At 68.6% G+C, this 16,156-nt stretch carries 17 protein-coding genes; 10 read left to right on the plus strand and 7 right to left on the minus strand.

Annotation, left to right across the window (positions count from 1 at the left end):
• The first annotated feature begins 422 nt into the window (after positions 1-422).
• Positions 423-1,715, plus strand: a complete 1,293-nt coding sequence (locus E0H50_RS30235) for an esterase-like activity of phytase family protein (protein ID WP_131293959.1) — start codon at positions 423-425, stop codon at positions 1,713-1,715.
• A gap of 12 nt (positions 1,716-1,727) precedes the next feature.
• Here the strand turns inward: E0H50_RS30235 and E0H50_RS30240 are convergent, their stop codons facing one another.
• On the minus strand, positions 1,728-2,384 hold the full coding sequence (locus E0H50_RS30240; protein WP_131293961.1) for a DUF998 domain-containing protein: 657 nt from the start codon (positions 2,382-2,384) through the stop codon (positions 1,728-1,730).
• A 184-nt stretch (positions 2,385-2,568) separates the two neighbouring features.
• On the opposite strand from E0H50_RS30240, the gene E0H50_RS30245 reads away from it, so the two are divergent.
• Positions 2,569-3,900 (plus strand): FAD-binding oxidoreductase, encoded by a 1,332-nt coding sequence (locus tag E0H50_RS30245; protein ID WP_131293963.1) that lies wholly within the window; start codon positions 2,569-2,571, stop codon positions 3,898-3,900.
• 53 nt (positions 3,901-3,953) lie between these two features.
• The gene (locus E0H50_RS30250; RefSeq protein WP_131293965.1) at positions 3,954-4,766 is read left to right on the plus strand and encodes an endonuclease/exonuclease/phosphatase family protein; all 813 of its coding nucleotides are present in this window, start codon (positions 3,954-3,956) and stop codon (positions 4,764-4,766) included.
• On the opposite strand, the gene E0H50_RS30255 is transcribed toward E0H50_RS30250, so the two are convergent.
• Together E0H50_RS30255 and E0H50_RS30260 are read right to left on the minus strand one after the other, a co-directional pair.
• Complete coding sequence (locus E0H50_RS30255; protein WP_131293967.1) at positions 4,751-5,218, minus strand: GNAT family N-acetyltransferase; 468 nt, start codon at positions 5,216-5,218, stop codon at positions 4,751-4,753. The genes E0H50_RS30250 and E0H50_RS30255 overlap by 16 nt on opposite strands.
• Positions 5,208-6,587 carry an MFS transporter gene (locus tag E0H50_RS30260; protein WP_131293969.1) on the minus strand — a complete coding sequence of 460 codons (1,380 nt, stop codon included), beginning with the start codon at positions 6,585-6,587 and terminating at the stop codon, positions 5,208-5,210. Before E0H50_RS30260 ends, E0H50_RS30255 begins: the two co-directional genes overlap by 11 nt.
• A gap of 113 nt (positions 6,588-6,700) precedes the next feature.
• Here E0H50_RS30260 and E0H50_RS30265 point away from each other — a divergent pair, with 113 nt between their 5' ends.
• The gene (locus E0H50_RS30265; protein WP_131293971.1) at positions 6,701-7,279 is read left to right on the plus strand and encodes a TetR/AcrR family transcriptional regulator; all 579 of its coding nucleotides are present in this window, start codon (positions 6,701-6,703) and stop codon (positions 7,277-7,279) included.
• A 4-nt stretch (positions 7,280-7,283) separates the two neighbouring features.
• Here E0H50_RS30265 and E0H50_RS30270 read toward each other — a convergent pair whose 3' ends face one another.
• The gene (locus E0H50_RS30270; RefSeq protein ID WP_131293973.1) at positions 7,284-7,646 is read right to left on the minus strand and encodes a cupin domain-containing protein; all 363 of its coding nucleotides are present in this window, start codon (positions 7,644-7,646) and stop codon (positions 7,284-7,286) included.
• A gap of 50 nt (positions 7,647-7,696) precedes the next feature.
• Positions 7,697-8,869 carry an MFS transporter gene (locus E0H50_RS30275; protein WP_131293975.1) on the minus strand — a complete coding sequence of 391 codons (1,173 nt, stop codon included), beginning with the start codon at positions 8,867-8,869 and terminating at the stop codon, positions 7,697-7,699.
• Between the two features lie 45 nt (positions 8,870-8,914).
• Between E0H50_RS30275 and E0H50_RS30280 the strand changes: the two genes are divergently transcribed.
• The 3 genes from E0H50_RS30280 to E0H50_RS30290 are packed head-to-tail and all read left to right on the plus strand — an operon-like array spanning position 8,915 to position 10,506.
• Positions 8,915-9,373 (plus strand): T6SS immunity protein Tdi1 domain-containing protein, encoded by a 459-nt coding sequence (locus tag E0H50_RS30280; RefSeq protein ID WP_131293977.1) that lies wholly within the window; start codon positions 8,915-8,917, stop codon positions 9,371-9,373.
• Between the two features lie 19 nt (positions 9,374-9,392).
• The gene (locus tag E0H50_RS30285) at positions 9,393-9,917 is read left to right on the plus strand and encodes a gamma carbonic anhydrase family protein (RefSeq protein WP_131293979.1); all 525 of its coding nucleotides are present in this window, start codon (positions 9,393-9,395) and stop codon (positions 9,915-9,917) included.
• Between the two features lie 16 nt (positions 9,918-9,933).
• On the plus strand, positions 9,934-10,506 hold the full coding sequence (locus tag E0H50_RS30290) for a DinB family protein (protein ID WP_131293981.1): 573 nt from the start codon (positions 9,934-9,936) through the stop codon (positions 10,504-10,506).
• Between the two features lie 138 nt (positions 10,507-10,644).
• Here E0H50_RS30290 and E0H50_RS30295 read toward each other — a convergent pair whose 3' ends face one another.
• Both E0H50_RS30295 and E0H50_RS30300 read right to left on the minus strand, forming a co-directional pair.
• Positions 10,645-11,310, minus strand: a complete 666-nt coding sequence (locus E0H50_RS30295; protein WP_131293983.1) for a response regulator — start codon at positions 11,308-11,310, stop codon at positions 10,645-10,647.
• Positions 11,307-12,953, minus strand: coding sequence for a sensor histidine kinase (locus E0H50_RS30300; RefSeq protein ID WP_131293985.1), 1,647 nt, complete (start codon positions 12,951-12,953; stop codon positions 11,307-11,309). The genes E0H50_RS30295 and E0H50_RS30300 overlap by 4 nt, the downstream gene beginning before the upstream one ends.
• Before the next feature lie 184 nt (positions 12,954-13,137).
• Between E0H50_RS30300 and E0H50_RS30305 the strand changes: the two genes are divergently transcribed.
• The 3 genes from E0H50_RS30305 to E0H50_RS30315 are packed head-to-tail and all read left to right on the plus strand — an operon-like array spanning position 13,138 to position 16,153.
• On the plus strand, positions 13,138-14,145 hold the full coding sequence (locus E0H50_RS30305; protein WP_131293987.1) for a Bug family tripartite tricarboxylate transporter substrate binding protein: 1,008 nt from the start codon (positions 13,138-13,140) through the stop codon (positions 14,143-14,145).
• The gene (locus tag E0H50_RS30310; protein WP_131293989.1) at positions 14,142-14,645 is read left to right on the plus strand and encodes a tripartite tricarboxylate transporter TctB family protein; all 504 of its coding nucleotides are present in this window, start codon (positions 14,142-14,144) and stop codon (positions 14,643-14,645) included. Before E0H50_RS30305 ends, E0H50_RS30310 begins: the two co-directional genes overlap by 4 nt.
• Positions 14,645-16,153: a tripartite tricarboxylate transporter permease gene (locus tag E0H50_RS30315; RefSeq protein ID WP_131293991.1), complete on the plus strand. Its 1,509-nt coding sequence runs from the start codon at positions 14,645-14,647 to the stop codon at positions 16,151-16,153. The genes E0H50_RS30310 and E0H50_RS30315 overlap by 1 nt, the downstream gene beginning before the upstream one ends.
• Positions 16,154-16,156: the final 3 nt, after the last annotated feature.

Raw genomic sequence — 16,156 nt, forward strand, 5'->3', positions numbered from 1 at the left:
ACCCCGCAAACGCCTCGGCTACCACACCCCCCGCGAAATGTTCGCTAGCCTCCTCATCCAAGACCTAGACCGCGTTGCGACCACCCCCTGAATCTGCCGCACCTTTGTTTCCCCGCCCCTGGGGTACCGCGCCGAACCCGAGCAGCACTCCTCCCCTGCCAGAGGACAAACAGCCCGGGCCACCCAGACGGCACGGTGACTCGCAGCACGACCCAGCCGACCCACACCTGCGTCACAGGAGCCGGATATCCCATCCCGTGCGGCGCGCGGGGGTGGCGTGGTGGGTGGATGGGCGCGGCGCGGTGCGGTGGGTAGTTCGCGCGGTGGGTGGGTGGGGAGGTTCTCCGGGGGTTCATGGGATGGCGTGGTGATGTTCATTCGGGCGGGTGAGGGTCACGTGAACCGGTTTGAGGGGAGTTGGAATGAGTCGGCGTGCGTGGGTGGTGGCGGCTTCTGTGGTGGGGGTTGCCGCGTTGATCGGCAGCTCGGTGCAGGCGGCTTCCGCCGATGAGCGCGGTCCGCGAGTGGCCGGTACGGCGACGTTGCCGGACGTGTCGCTCGGGAAGTTCTCCAACGGGCTGATCCGAGGGTCGGTGGACGACGATCGGAAGGTCGATCTCGGCGGGATCGGGAGCGACATCTTCCCGGCCGGGAAGAGTGACGAGTTCTGGACCGTCACGGACCGCGGGCCGAACGGGCAGATCAAGGTCGACGGCACGAACCGCCGGACGTTCCCGGTGCCGGGATTCGACCCGGCAATCGTCAAGGTGAAGGTGGCCGGCAAGAAGCTGAAGGTGATCGACGCGGTCCCGATCACGACCCGGCACGGCAAGCCGGTGACCGGCCTCTCGAACCAGGAAAGCCGCGACGAACTCCCCTACACGTACGACGCCTCCACGCGTCTCCCGATCAACCCGAACGGTCTCGACACCGAGGGTATCGTGCGAGCGGCCGACGGCACGTTCTGGCTCGTCGACGAGTACAGCCCGTCGCTCGTGCACGTCTCGAGCCGCGGGCAGGTGCTCGCGCGGTACGTCCCGAAAGGCCTGAACCTCACCGGCGCCGACTACCCGGTGATCGAGTCACTGCCGGCGATCTTCCTGACCCGCAAGATCAACCGCGGCTTCGAGGGTCTCGCGCAACTGCCCGGCGGCGACCTGGTGCTCGCGCTGCAGAGCCCGCTGTCGAACCCCAGCAAGAAGGTCGGCGAGGCCTCGCTCAACACGCGGCTCCTGAGGTTCTCGCCGCGGGCCGGGAAGGTGACGGCGGAGTACGCGTACCGGTTCGACCCGGTCGGCGTGGTCGACCCGGGCGAGGACGACACGAGTGAGCTGAAGATCTCCTCGATCGTTGCTGCGGGCCCCGAAACACTGCTGGTCGAGGAGCGGACCGACAACGCCGCCAGGTTGCAGCGCGTCGTCCTGCGGCCGTCCGCGAACATCCTCGGCTCGCGATGGGACGATGCCGCGACCACCCCGTCGTACGAGGCCTCGACCGACGCGCCGGCGCTGTCCAAGACGCTGTTCCTCGACCTGAACACGGTCAAGGGCGCACCGAAGAAGATCGAGGGTGTTGCGCTGCTGCCGCACAACACCCTCGTCGTGATCAACGACAACGACTTCGGCATGACCGACGGACCGGACGCGTTCGATGCCGACGGCAACCTGATCGACAGCGGCATCGAAACCACCCTGGTGACGATCCGCCTGCGTTAGGCTCGCGGGACACTATCGCTTGTCGCGGCAGATCGTGGTGATCCAGGTCCAGCCGAGGATCACCGCGAGGTCGAACGCGATGATCGTGGGCCGGCTCCCGGCGCCGGCGCTGAGGCCTGCGAACGCGGCGAAGAACAGGATGCCGGTCACCACCGAGAAACGGGCGAGGGTACGGCGGCCGGCCGCGCGGTAGTGCGCGCCGAACACCAGACAGGCGGCGATCAGCCCGGAGAACCCGATCGTGCCGGCCACGAAATGCCCCAGGCCCCGGGTGCTGATCTCGGCGTAGTCGGCCGGCGTACCGACCGGGAACCCGGCAGCCGGATCGGCCGGGAACGCGGCCGCGAGCAGCAGACCGAGTCCGTACGCCGCCACCAGCCGCGGGCCCCACACCGCGCCGCGAACCACCGGGCTGCCGACGGTCATCCGTTGGCGGAGGCCGATCGCGGCCCCGATGCAGAGCAGGCCGCTGACGACGAAGTTCGTGGTCTGGATCCATCCCGGGCCGCCGTTCGCGAGCAGGCTCGCGGGGTGCCGGGTGATGTCGAATCCGTCCCGGGTGAGCGCCTGGATCAGCCACACCGCGACGTACAGCGGGCCGGCGACAATCCCGCCGGTCAGCAGCGCGCGGGTGGAGACGCGGGCGGCCGGAAGCGTCACAGTACTCATGGCGAAGTCCTTTCACAGAGGAGAACAGTCACCACTGCGTCGACCGGGCCACCGCGGAATCGACACCACGGCCGACGACAGACGAAATAGCCCGGTGTTTTGTGATGTGGCGTTGTTCACGTCACACGGCCCGCTCGGCGGCCGTCAGGTGTTTGTTCGATGAGGGCCAACGCAAAGGAACGTCATGAGCGCAGTAGTCGAAGGATTCGCTGGAAAGATCGTCGGACCGGGAGACCCCGAGTACGACGCCGCGAGCCGGACCGTGCTGGTCGGCGGCAGCCCGGCGTACGTCCTCAGGCCGGGAACCGTCGAGGACGTCCGGAAGGCCGTCCGGTACGCCGCCGGGAGCGGACTGCCGCTCGCGGTGCGCGGCGGTGGACACGCGTTCCCGGGATTCGGGACGAACGACGGCGGGGTGGTGATCGATCTCGTCGACCTGGCGGGGATCGACCTCGTGGACAAGGACCGGCACGTCGTGCGGATCGGCGGCGGCGCCACCTGGGGGCAGGTCGCGGCCGCGCTGGCGCCGCACGGGCTGGCGATCTCGTCGGGTGACACCAGGAGCGTCGGCGTCGGCGGGTTGACGCTGACCGGCGGCATCGGGTGGAAGGTCCGCAAGTACGGTCTCGCGCTGGACAGCCTGGTCGCCGCGGAGGTCGTGACCGCCGCGGGCGACGTCGTCCGGGCGTCCGCCGACGAGAACCCGGAGCTGTTCTGGGCGATCCGCGGTGGCGGCGGGAACTTCGGGATCGTGACCGCGTTCGAGTTCGCGGCGCATCCGACGACCGACATCCACTTCGGCAAGGTCGTGTTCGCGGCCGACGAGATCGCCGACGTCCTGCCGCGCTGGGCGGAGTACCTGCGCACCGCGCCCGCGGAGCTGACCTCGATCGCGTCGTTCGCGAACCCGTTCCTCGGCGGCCCCGAGGCGCCGCTGGAGATCCAGGTCGCGTACGACGGTGACGACGCGGAGCTCGCCGCGCGGGCGATCGACCCGATCCGCGCCCTCGGTACCGTGGTCGCCGACGAGGTCGCGCTGACGCCGTACGCCGAGGTGCTCGTGGACGGGCTCGTCCCGCCGCCCGGTATCCGGTTCGAGACCCGGAGTGCCTTTGTCGACAAGGATTCCGTGCCCGAGGTCCTGCGGATCCTCGCCGAGGCCGGTACCTCGCAGGGCTCTCCGGTCATCGCCGTCCGCAGCGTCGGCGGGGCCGTGGCGCAGGTCGCCGACGACACGACGGCGTACGCGCATCGCCAGGCGGAGCTGATGTTCGTCACCATGACGGTCGGTCCGCCGCCGGTACTCGAGGCGACGCGTCCGGCCCGCCAGCAGCTGTGGGACCGTCTGCGCCCGCACGTCAGCGGTGCGTACGCGAACTTCCTGTCCGCGGCCGAGGACGCCGACGTCGCCGCGGTCTACCCCACCAAGACCTACGAGAGGCTCGCGGCGGTCAAGCGCGAGTACGACCCGGAAAACGTGTTCTCCGGCAACCACAACGTCCGGCCGGCCAGCTAGGTTCGCGGCTTCCAGATCGGTAATGACCCCGGAGCTCGGAAATACTGTGCGGCATGCGTCGATCGGGGATGTTTGCCGCGCTGGCCGGATGCCTACTTCTTGTCGTGTCACCGTTGACGGCGCACGCGAAGGTGGAGGCCACGACCGTGAAGACCTTGACGTTCAACATCCACCACGGCGCGGGCGTCGACGGCAGGCTCGATCTCGAGCGGGTCGCCAAGACGATCGAGGCGTCCGGGGCCGCGGTCGTCGGCCTGCAGGAGGTCGACAAGTACTTCGACGCCCGCAGCAACTGGGTGGATCAGCCGGCCTGGCTGGCGGCGCGGTTGCAGATGAACTACGTCTTCGCCGCCAACCTGGACTGGGATCCCGCCGAGCCGGGTAAGCCCCGTCGTCAGTACGGCACGCTGGTGCTCTCGAAGTACCCGATCGTGGACTCCCGCAACACGTTGCTGCCGCTGCACGCGGGCAGTGAGCAGCGCGGTCTGCTCGAGACGCTGATCGACGTGAACGGTACGCCGCTACGCTTCGCCGACACGCACCTCACGACGATCAACGACGGCGAGCGCATCGAGCAGGTGAACGCGATCGTCGCCTTGCTGAAGGACGCTCCCGAGGCCACCCTGCTCGTCGGCGACCTGAACGCCGTACCGACGTCGGCCGAGGTGAAGACACTGACAACGCATTGGACGGACACCTGGCCGCAGAAGGGGTTCGGACTCGGGCTCACCAGCCCGGTGCCGTTGCCGACCAAGCGGATCGACTACCACCTGCACAGTTCGCAGCTGGTGCCGACCGCGGCATCGGTTCCGGTGAGCTTCGCGTCCGACCACCTTCCGGTCGCGGCCACCTACTCGCTCAGCTGACGCTCGTACGCCTCGGGGGACCAGCCCGCGGCGGTCTTCGTGACCATCTTGGCGCCGAGGCGTTCGTAGAAGCGGTAGCCGGCCGTGTTCTCCAGACGCAGCCCCCATCCGATCGGCAGCCGGTCCGGCAGCGCGTGCCGGGCCAGCTCGAGCATGAGCTTCCGTCCGACGCCGGCGTCACGGAAATTCTCACGGACATAGAGATCGTCCAACGCGAGCTGGTCGCCGCCGACCCACAGGTACGGCCGACGCAGCGCGGAAACGTACCCCGCCACGTCGCCGCCGTCCTCCGCGATCAGCACGATCACCTCGTCGCGCCCGAGAAACCCTTGCCAGTCCTCGACGCTCGCCAGCACATAGGCGCCCTGGTCCTGGTAGTCGGCCAGCTCACGCAACATGGTCAGCACGATCTCCGCATCCGCGACCACCGCGCGGCGAATCTCAATGGGCATGTACTTCTCCAGTCGAAGGCTTGAACGCCGGTACGACGACCAGCGCGAGGGCGGCCGCCACCGCGGCAGTGACCGCGGCGAACGTGAAGCCGCGGGTGAACCCGGTCGACACGGTCCCGGCCAGACTCGCCGCCGCGATACTCGACACCACAGCGACCCCGAGTGAGGCACCGAACTCGTGGAACGTGCTGAGCAGCCCGGACGCCAAACCGGCTTCCCGGTAGTCGATCTGCGCGAACGTCGTGGTCGACGACGCCACGAAGGCGGCGCCCAGCCCGATCGTCCCCACGGACATCCCGATCACGACCATGGCAGCACCCTCCCAGATCGCGGGGACAGTCACACCCGCCGCCGTGATCAGGAACCCGGCGATCGCGATCGGCCGCGCGCCGGTCCGGCCGATGACGTGCCCGGCGAGCTGGGCGCCGACGATCGCCGCGACCGCCACCGGCAGGAACAGCAGCCCGGTGCGCAGAGCGCCGTACTGCTGGAAATGCTGCAGGTAGAACGAGCCCAGGAAGAACATCGAGATCATCAGCGCGGTCGCGACCAGGATCATGAAGATACCGGCGGTGACCGGCCGGCGGGTGAAGATCCGCAGGTCCATCAGCGGTGACCGTACGGTGCGCTGGACCCAGGCGAAGACGCCGTACAGAACCAGGGCTCCGGCCAGCGTGCCGAGGGTCGCGAGCGAGAGCCACCCGCGATCGCCGGCGTTGATCAGCGCGTAGATCGCCGTACCCGTGCCGGCCGTGACCAGCAGCGCACCCGGTACGTCGAGACGTCCCGGCTGCTCGCTCGGCCGGTCGGCGGGAAGCATCCTGAGCAGTACCGCGAACACGACCAGACCGATCGGCAGGTTGATGTAGAACACCCACTGCCAGCCGGGGCCTGCGGTCAGCAGACCACCGAGCAGTACGCCGATCGCGGAGCCGCCACCGCCCATCGCGGACCAGATGCCGAGCGCCTTGTTGCGCTCCTCCGCGTCGAACGTCTTGGTGACGACGGAAAGCGCTGCAGGCGAGAGCATCGCGGCGCCGATGCCCTGTGCGACGCGACCGCCCAGCAGGAGCTCCGGCCCGTTGGCCAGACCGGTGACGAGCGAGGCCAGTGTGAACACGAGCAGGCCGGTCAGCACGACGCGGCGGGAGCCGAACAGGTCGGCGGCGCGACCGCCGAGCAGCATCAGACCGCCGAACATCAGCGTGTACGCGCTGACCACCCAGGTCAGCGTCTCGCGTTGCAACTGGAGGTCTGTCTCGATGTTCGGCAGCGCGATCGCCACCACGGTGACGTCGAGGATCAGCATGAACTGCGCGACGGCGAGCAGCCCCAGCAGTCGCCACCGCCGGGGGTCAGGTTGATTCATGATCTCGTCCTTAAGTTGAACAGCTGTGTACGGGTTATTGTCGTACGGTAACTCGTACACTGGTGTTCGACAAGAGGAATTCGTACAGTGGTGTTCGAGATCATGGAGGTTCGATGACTGTCACCACCCGGCGCGCGGACGCACAACGGAACATCGCGGCGATCCTCACCGCCGCGGCCGACTGCCTGGGCCGTGATCCGGGCGCGAGCACGTCGGAGATCGCGAAGGCGGCCGGGGTCGGGCGAGTCACCCTGTACGGCCACTTCCCGTCCCGGGCCGAGCTGGTCGACGCCGTCTTCGTCCAGGCGATCGCGACCGGCGAGGAGACGCTGGGGCAGGTCGATCTGACCGGCGATCCGCGCGACGCGCTGAGCCGGTTGATCGAGTCGAGCTGGCACCTGGTCGACCAGTACCGGGCGCTGCTGCTCGCGGCTCAGGACGCGCTGCCCCCCGGACGGGTGCACGAACTGCACGCCGGTCCGATGGCGCGGGTGGAACGGCTGCTCGAACGCGGCCGGAGCGAAAACGTTTTCCGTACCGACCTGCCGACGTCCTGGCTGGTCAGCGTCATGCACAACGTGATGCACGGCGCCGCCAGCGAGATCCAGGCCGGACGCATCACGTCCGACCAGGCAGCGCCGTACATCACCGCGACCCTGCTGGCCGCGTTCACTCCCCCTCAGTCGGAGTAGCTACTTACTCCAGCCAGGTGGTTTCGAAGGTTGCGTTGGCGTGGATGTGCACTGCTTCGTAGCCGCCCGGACCGGTGCGGAACTTGTGCGGGGTCTCGGCCGGGACGACCAGGATCTGGCCGGCCTTGCCGACGATCTCCTCGGTGCCCACGGTGAACGTCGCCGAACCACGCCGGATGATGAACGTCTCGGCGTACGGATGCAGATGCAGCCGCGGGCCGACGCCCTCCTGCGTGGTCGACTCGAGAATCAGCGAGACACCGGCGCCACCCGGCAGCTCGGTGTAGTTCTCGGTCCAGTCCTCACCGTCGTCGCGCCCGTCCGCCCGGCTGATCACCGCAGCCCCGGATTCCGCGATCTCCGTCATACCCACCCTCCTCGATCGATCCAGTCACCGTAGCGTCGCAGTCGACGCTTTCACATCCCTTTCGGCGTGGGGCGAATCCGCTCGTGCGCCAGCCGGCCTGCCACCGGGGCGAGCGCGGCGACGACCACCGCCAGTACGGCGACACTCGCCAAAGCGGCCGGCAGGGACCAGGCGGAGGAGAGCGCGCCGACCGCCGCGGGGCCGATCAGGAACCCGAGGTACGCGATCGTGGTCACCACCGCGATCGCCCCCGCGCGCCGCTCCGGGCCGGCCCAAGCGCCCGCCATCCCGATGATCGTCGGCGCGCACACCGACGTACCGAGACCGGCGATGCCGATGCCGGCCAGCGCGGTCCACGGGTTGCCGGCGGTGGCCGCGACGAGCGAGCCGACTGCGGCGATCGCGGCACCGATGACTAGGAGCCGTACCGGTTGGATGCGTTTCAGGAGGGCGTTGCCGGCGAATCGACCGGTGGCGGCTGCGGCGGCGAACACAGCCGGGGCGATCGACGCGAGGCCCGCCGCGGCGTGCAGCGAGGTGTCGAGGTGGACGGCACTCCAGCTCTGCCAGGCGTTCTCGACCAGGTAGGCGAGTGCGCAGAGCGCCCCGAGCACGAGGAGCACCGGTTCGAGCCTGGCCCTGGTACGACCCGCCTGGCCGGCGCCGCCCGCCATACCGGTGTCCTTCGTACGAGCGTCCTTTGCTCCTGGCGCGAGAGCGGCGAGTGCTGTGATCACGATCAGCGCAGCGACGCCGGCCAGCACCGGCAGCGCGCCCACACCGGCCGCCCGGAGACCCGCCGTACCGAGGCTCGCCACCACGACCGCGACCGAGAACATGCCGTGGGCAAGGTTCATCACCGGACGTCCAGTGACGGCCTCAGCCTGCGAGCCGGCCGCGTTGACGGCCACGTCCGTCGCACCAGAAGTTGCTCCGAGCAACAACAGCACGGCGCTCAGGGAGACGGCCGAGTCGGCCAGCGCAGGCAGTACGCCGCAGAGCCCGAACAGCGCCATCACCACCGGCAGCACGACCCCGCCGTACCGGTCGATCAGGTAGCCGGTGAACCGCATCGTGACCAGCGCACCGAGCCCGATCATCAGCAACGCCACCCCGAGCTCACCGTCGTTCACGCCGGCGCCCGTCCGGATCGCGGGAAGGACCGCTCCCCACGCACCCCAGAACAGTCCGAACGCCGCGAACCCGGCCACTGGTTTGAGCATCCGCACACCCTAGTTGGCACCCACCGTCGGGCTAGGCTCAGCGGCATGGAGCTGACCCGGACGTTCTCGGACGAGCAGTACGCGCGTGCCCTCGAGTCCTGGATCTTTCTCGAACTCGACGGAAAGGTGCCGGTGTTCACGTCGCCGTTCGGTGACGTGTTCTTCCAGGCGGCGGACGGATTCTGGTGGCTGGACACGCTCGAGGGGACGCTGGAGCGGCTGTGGGCGACCCCGGACGAGTTGCGGGACGTGCTGAACACGGAGGACGGTCAGGACCAGTACCTGCTGGCCGGCCTGGCGTTCGGCGCCGCGAACCAGGGCGTCGTACCGGGTCCTGATCAGGTGTATTCGTTCACCCACCCGCCGCAGCTCGGCGGCGAACTCACCCTCGACAACGTCGAAGTGCTCGACTTCGTGGTGTCGCTGAACATCCTCGGGCAGATCCACAGCCAGATCCGCGACCTGCCGCCCGGGACACCGATCTCCGGGATCACGATCAGCTGAGCCGTCTATCGTGTGGCGCATGCCGCTGTATTCGTTCGAAGGTAAGCGCCCGACCGTCCACCCCGACGCGTGGATCGCGCCCACGGCCACGCTGGTCGGCGACGTGGTCGTCGAGGCCGGGGTGTCGATCTGGTACGGCGCGGTGATCCGGGCCGACCTGGGCACCATCACGATCCGCTCCGGCGCGAACATCCAGGACAACACGGTCATCCACGTCGGCCACAACGGCTGCGAGATCGGCCCGAACGCGACCGTCGGCCACCAGTGCCTGGTGCACGACTGCACGATCGGCGAGCAGGCGCTGGTCGGCAACGGCGCGATCGTGCTGGACGGCGCGGTCGTCGGCGAACGCTCCCTGGTCGCCGCGGGATCCACGGTCACGCCCGGCGCGGTCATCCCGCCGGAGTCGGTCGCGATGGGCAGCCCCGCGAAGAAGATCGTCCCGCTCGACGGCACCGCGAAACTGTTCGTGGACCACAACGCCGCCGTCTACCACGCCCTGGCCGAACGCCACGCCGCCACCGTCGAACTCGTCGCGGACTGAGCGCGTCAACAGTTCCGTGATCGACGAATTCGCCAAGGAGTACCTGCACGACAGCCTGCGCTGGGTCCGCGAGTCGCTCCTGTCGAAGGTCGAGGGCCTGTCCGAGTACGACGTACGCCGGCCCTTGACCCACACCGGCACGAACCTGCTCGGCCTGCTCAAGCACCTCACGATCACCGAGGCCCGCTACCTCGGCGAGATCTTCGACCGCCCGTACGCCGACCCGCTCCCGAACTTCACCGACCCCGGCTACGCGAACCGCGACCACCTGTGGGTCACCGAACACGAGTCCCGCGCACACATCCTCACCAACTACCGCCGCGCCTGCGAACACGCCGACGCGACCATCGACGCACTCCCGATCGACGCCCGCGCCACCGTCCCGTGGTGGCCGCGCCCCGACGTGATGCTGTTCAACGTCATGGTCCACGTCCTCACCGAATCCAACCGCCACGCCGGCCACGCCGACATCCTCCGCGAACAACTCGACGGCACCACGAACAACACCTCGGACACCGACTGGACCACCCACCGCGCCCACATCGAACGCGCAGCCCAAGCCGCCGCCGCCGCGGAATTTGGTGGGTAAGCCAGCCGAAGTGGGGGTTCCACACCCTGAATCAGGGTGTGGAACCCCGCACCTGGCTGGTCTGCCCAGCAAATGCGGTGGCTTACCCAGCAAATGCGTGTCGACCGAGGCTTGGGGCCGGGCGGGTGAGGTGGGGGCTCAGATTCGCCAGGTGTAGCGGCGTTCGGGGCGGCCGGTGGTGCCGTAGCGGAGGGATACCTCGGCTTGGCCTTGGGTGGCGAAGAACTCTAGGTAGCGGCGGGCGCTGACGCGGGAGATGCCGACCTTCTCGGCGCATTCGGCGGCGGACAGATTGTCGGGCGCAGCACGCAGCGCTGCGGTGACGAGGTCAGCAGTTTCCTGACTGAGGCCTTTGGGGAGCCGGTTGACCGACTGGCGGGCAGGAGCCAGCACCCGGTCGACGTCCGCCTGGGAGGTGACCTGGTCGGGCACGCTGGCGCGCCGGCGGGCGTATTCGCGGAGTCGCGCCCGAAGATCCTCGAAACCGAAGGGTTTCAGCAGATAGTTCACGACCCCCTGCCGTACGGCGCCACGCACAGCGTCGGCCTCACGAGCGGCAGTGATGACGAGGATGTCGACATCGGGCTGGACCGCACGCAGGCGGGCGATCAGATCAAGACCGAAGACGTCGGGAAGATAAAGGTCCAGAAGAATGAGGTCAGGGGAAAGCTCACCGAGCGCCGCCACGGCCTGGTCACCGGAGTTCGCCGTACCGACGACCTCGAAGCCGTCCACCCGGTCGACGAACCCGCGGTGGATGCGGGCGACCATGAAGTCGTCGTCGACGACCAGCACCGTGATCATCGGGCTCCCTCCGGCGTACGTTGCGTGGACATCCGCGCGACGAACGCGGCCCCGCCCTCGGTGAGGTTGGTGACCGCCACCTCGCCGCCGCGGCGCCGGCAGATCAGGCGGGTCATCGCGAGGCCGATCCCGCGTTCGCCCTCGGCCGCGGCCTTGGTGGTGAAGCCGTGCGCGAACACCTCCTGCGCCAGTTCGGGCGCGACCCCCGGTCCGGAGTCCCGCACCACGATCTCCACGCTCGTCGCGTCCTGCCGCAACTCGACCTCGACCCACGCGGGCGACAGCGGCGTACCGGACTGGGCGGCGGCGTCGACGGCGTTGTCGACGAGGTTGCCGAGGACGGTCGCGATGTCGGCGGAAAGCGCTGGATCCAGGCGGAGCAGCGTCGTCTTCTCGGACACCCGGAGCTCTACACGGCGTTCCGCGGCGACAGAGGATTTCGCCATCAGCAAGGCGGCGACCGTGGTGTCGTGGACCCGCCGGGTCACGGTCAGGTCGAGCGATTCCCGGTAGCGATTGAGCGCACCGACGTACGTGACCACTTCGTCGTACTCCCCGATCTGGATCAGCCCCGAGATCGTGTGCAGCTGATTGGCGAACTCGTGCGTCTGCGCCCGCAGCAACTCGGCCGACGACCGGAACGACCCGAGTTCGCGCTCCAGCTGCGCCAGCTCGGTCCGGTCCCGCAGCGTGGTCACCGACCCGAGGGACCGCCCGTCCTTCAGCACCTCCATCCGGTTCATCACGAGCACGCGCCCACGCCGTACGACGACCGCGTCGCGCGCCTCGTCCTCGCCGGCCAGCACGTCCCGTAGCCGTCCTTCGACGCCTAACTCCCGCAAGGACTTGCCGACTGCGTCCGACGGGAGGTCGAGGAGGCGCCGGCCGACGTCATTCACCAGCGTCACGCGCAGATGCGGGTCCAAGGCAACAACTCCCTCGGCAAGCCCGTACAGCATGGCTTCCCGGTGCTCCGCCAGTCCCGCGATCTCCCGCGGTTCGAGCCCGAGGGTCTGCCGTTTGATCCGCCGGGCAAGCAACCACGACCCGAGCAGCCCCAGCACACAGGCGATCCCGAGATAAATCGCCAGGTACGACGACGCGCCCCGCAACCGCTGCAGTACGGACGGAACGCGCTCACCGACCATCACGGTCCCGAGGTGATCGCCGAGTGTCCCGTCCAACTTGCCCTGAGCGTCCCGGCCCTCGCTCAGCACCGGCACCTGGGCGACCAGTTCCTTGCCGCCATCGCCCTGCAACTGACCGGACCAGCCCCTCCTGACGTCAGGATCACCCAGCGTGACCTGAGTACCGATCAGCGTCACGTTGGTTGCCGCGATCACCTTTCCGTCGGCGTTCGCGACGGTGATCGAGCTGACGCCGGACTGGGCGATACTCGCCTGCAGCGTGGGCGCGAGCATCTCCGCGGGCGCCGGGTTGCGGATGTTGAACCGCAGCGCGGGGTTCGACGACAACTGCTCTGCCAACAAGGTGACACGGCGCCCTTCGACCCGGTTGAACGTGGCAGCCGATTGGGCGAGCGACACCGCGGCGACGGCGACCAGCACGATCACCACGATCGCCAGCTGCAGCACCAGCAGCTGCCCGGCCAGGGTTGGCCGTCCCCGCAATCGAATCGCCATCGTCACCTCCTCGCCCCTTCCGCACCGCATGATCACCGCTCCGGCGGCCAAGTGCCACACTTCAACCAGGTTCCGCCCGTGACCACAATGAACTCAACCACCGCTGCGGCCACAACGCAGACGCCCGTACCGCTGGAGGTCCACGATCGTCGCCACCTGATCCCCTCCAGAAAGGACTCAGCTGATGAGGTCTAGGCCGATGCTCTGGGTCACCACGGCGCTGGTCGCGCTGGTGACCGCGACCGCCTGTGGCGCGACCGCGGAAAAATCCGACAGCTCGAACGCCGACAGCGGAAAGCCGGCGACGGGTCTGCGGCTGATGGTGCCGAACACCGCGGGCGGCGGGTACGACACCACCGCCCGGACCGCCGCGAAGGTGATGGAGGACGCGAAGATCGCGACCGGGGTCCAGGTGTTCAACCTGCCCGGCGCCGGCGGCACGGTCGGCCTGCAGCGGATCGTGAACGAGAAGGGCAACGGCAAGCTCGCGATGCAGATGGGGCTCGGCGTGGTCGGCGCGACGTACACGTCGAAGTCGAAGGCGACGCTCACCCAGACCACCCCGATCGCGAAGATGATCGAGGAGGCCGGCGCGATCGTCGTACCGAAGAACTCGCCGTACAAGACGATCCAGGATCTCGTCACGGCCTGGAAGGCGAACCCGAAGGGCCTGGCTGTCGGCGGCGGCTCGTCACCGGGCGGACCGGACCACCTGCTGCCGATGCAGCTCGCGCAGGCCGTCGGCATCAACCCGAAGGACGTCAACTTCGTCTCGTACGACGGCGGCGGCGAACTGCTGCCCGCGCTGCTCGGCAGCAAGATCGCGTTCGGCGCCAGCGGATTCGGCGAGTTCCTGGACCAGGTGGAGAGCGGTCAGGTCCGCGTACTCGCCGTGACCAGTGAGAAGCCGATCGACGCGCTCAAGGACGTGCCGACGCTGAAGGACTCCGGGATCGACCTGGTGTTCACGAACTGGCGGGGCATCGTGGCGCCGCCGGAGATCAGCGACGCGGACAAGAAGGTCTGGATCGACGCGCTGACCAAGATGCACGACTCCCCGGAGTGGAAGACCGAGCTGACCAAGCGCGGCTGGACCGACGCGTTCGTGACCGGTGCCGAGTTCGGCACCTTCCTCACCGAGCAGGACAAGGCCGTCGCCGACATCCTGACGAAACTTGGTCTGGCAGCATGAGCGTGGCCGCTACCAGGCGGCCGGATCGAGCGCAGTACGGCGTGTGCGGGTTCTTGGCGGTCGTCGGCGCCCTGGTGATCGTCGACGCCGCCCGGATCCAGCAAATTGCCAACAGCAACGATCCGATCGGCCCGAAGCCGGTCCCGATCGTGCTCGGCGTACTGCTGCTCGTGGTCGCCGCGCTGTACGCCGTCGACGTCGCCCGCGGCGGCACCGGTGCGGCCGAGGAAGGCGAGGACGTCGACGTGACGTCGGCCGTCGACTGGCGCACCGTACTGCTGCTGATCGCCGCGTTCGTGGTGAACCTGGTCCTCATCGACCCGCTCGGCTGGGTGATCAGCGGGACCCTGCTGTTCTGGGGTTCGGCGTTCGCGCTCGGCAGCCGGAACCACATCCGGAACGTGTTCATCGCGGTCGCGCTGGCGCTGATCACGTTCTACGCGTTCGCGATCGGGCTCGGCGTCAACCTGCCGGCCGGCGTACTGCAAGGGATTCTGTGATGGACAACCTGACGAACCTGCTGAACGGGTTCGGCGACGTGCTGACGCCGATCAACCTGTTGCTGGCGCTGCTGGGAGTCACGGTCGGTACGGCGGTCGGCGTACTGCCCGGGATCGGGCCCGCGATGACCGTCGCGCTGCTGCTCCCCATCACGTATGGGCTCGAGCCCGTCCAGGCGTTCATCATGTTCGCCGGCATCTTCTACGGCGGCATGTACGGCGGCTCGACCACGTCGATCCTGCTGAACACGCCCGGTGAGTCGTCATCGGTGGTGACGGCGATCGAGGGCAACAAGATGGCTCGCGCCGGACGGGCCGCGCAGGCGCTGGCGACGGCCGCGATCGGGTCGTTCGTGGCCGGGACCATCGGGACGCTGTTGCTGGTGCTGGTCGCGCCGCAGGTGGTGAAGTTCGCGATCAGCCTGGGCGCGCCGGACTACCTGGCGATCATGCTGCTCGCGTTCGCCGGCGCGACGTCGGTGCTCGGGTCGTCGCGGATCCGCGGGTTCGCGGCGCTGCTGCTCGGGCTGGTGATCGGGCTGGTCGGCATCGACAAGGTGACCGGCCAACAGCGGCTGACGCTCGGCATCCCACAACTTGCCGACGGCATCGACGTCGTGGTGGTTGCCGTGGGCATCTTCGCGGTCGGCGAGGCGCTCTGGGTCGCGGCACATCTGCGGCGCACCCCGGGCACGGTGATCCCGGTCGGGCGGCCGTGGATGGGGAAGTCCGACTGGCGTCGCTCGTGGAAGCCGTGGCTGCGTGGTACGGCCTACGGTTTCCCGATCGGTGCGCTGCCGGCCGGCGGTGCGGAAATCCCGACTTTCCTGTCGTACGCGACCGAGAAGAAGCTGTCCAAGCACCCGGAGGAGTTCGGGCACGGCGCGATCGAGGGCGTAGCGGGACCGGAGGCCGCGAACAACGCGTCGGCGGCCGGCACGCTGGTTCCGATGCTCGCACTCGGTCTGCCCACGAACGCGACCGCTGCGGTGATGCTGGCGGCGTTCACGTCGTACGGCATCCAGCCCGGACCGCTCCTGTTCCAGCGCGAGCCGAAACTGGTGTGGGCGCTGATCGCGAGCCTGTTCATCGGCAACCTGTTCCTGTTGCTGCTCAACCTGCCGCTCGCGCCGGCCTGGGCGAAGCTCCTGCAGATCCCCCGCCCGTACCTGTACGCCGGGATCATCTTCTTCGCCTCGATGGGCGCGTACGCCGTGAACGCCCAGCCGCTCGATCTGCTGCTGCTTCTCGTGCTCGGCCTGCTCGGGTTCGCGATGCGCCGCTTCGGGCTGCCCGTACTGCCGCTGATCATCGGCGTGATCCTCGGACCGATCGCCGAACGGCAGGCCCGGATGGCGCTGCAGCTGTCCAACGGCGACGCGTCGGGGCTGATCGGCGGGCCGATCGCGTACGTGATCTATGCCGTCATCCTGCTGATGATCAGTGCGCCGTTGCTCGCCAAGCTCCGCCAGAAAATTATGACGAAAGATGTCGTACATTCGGCCTGATGC

Source organism: Kribbella sindirgiensis, assembly GCF_004331435.1.
Classification (GTDB): Bacteria; Actinomycetota; Actinomycetes; order Propionibacteriales; family Kribbellaceae; genus Kribbella; species Kribbella sindirgiensis.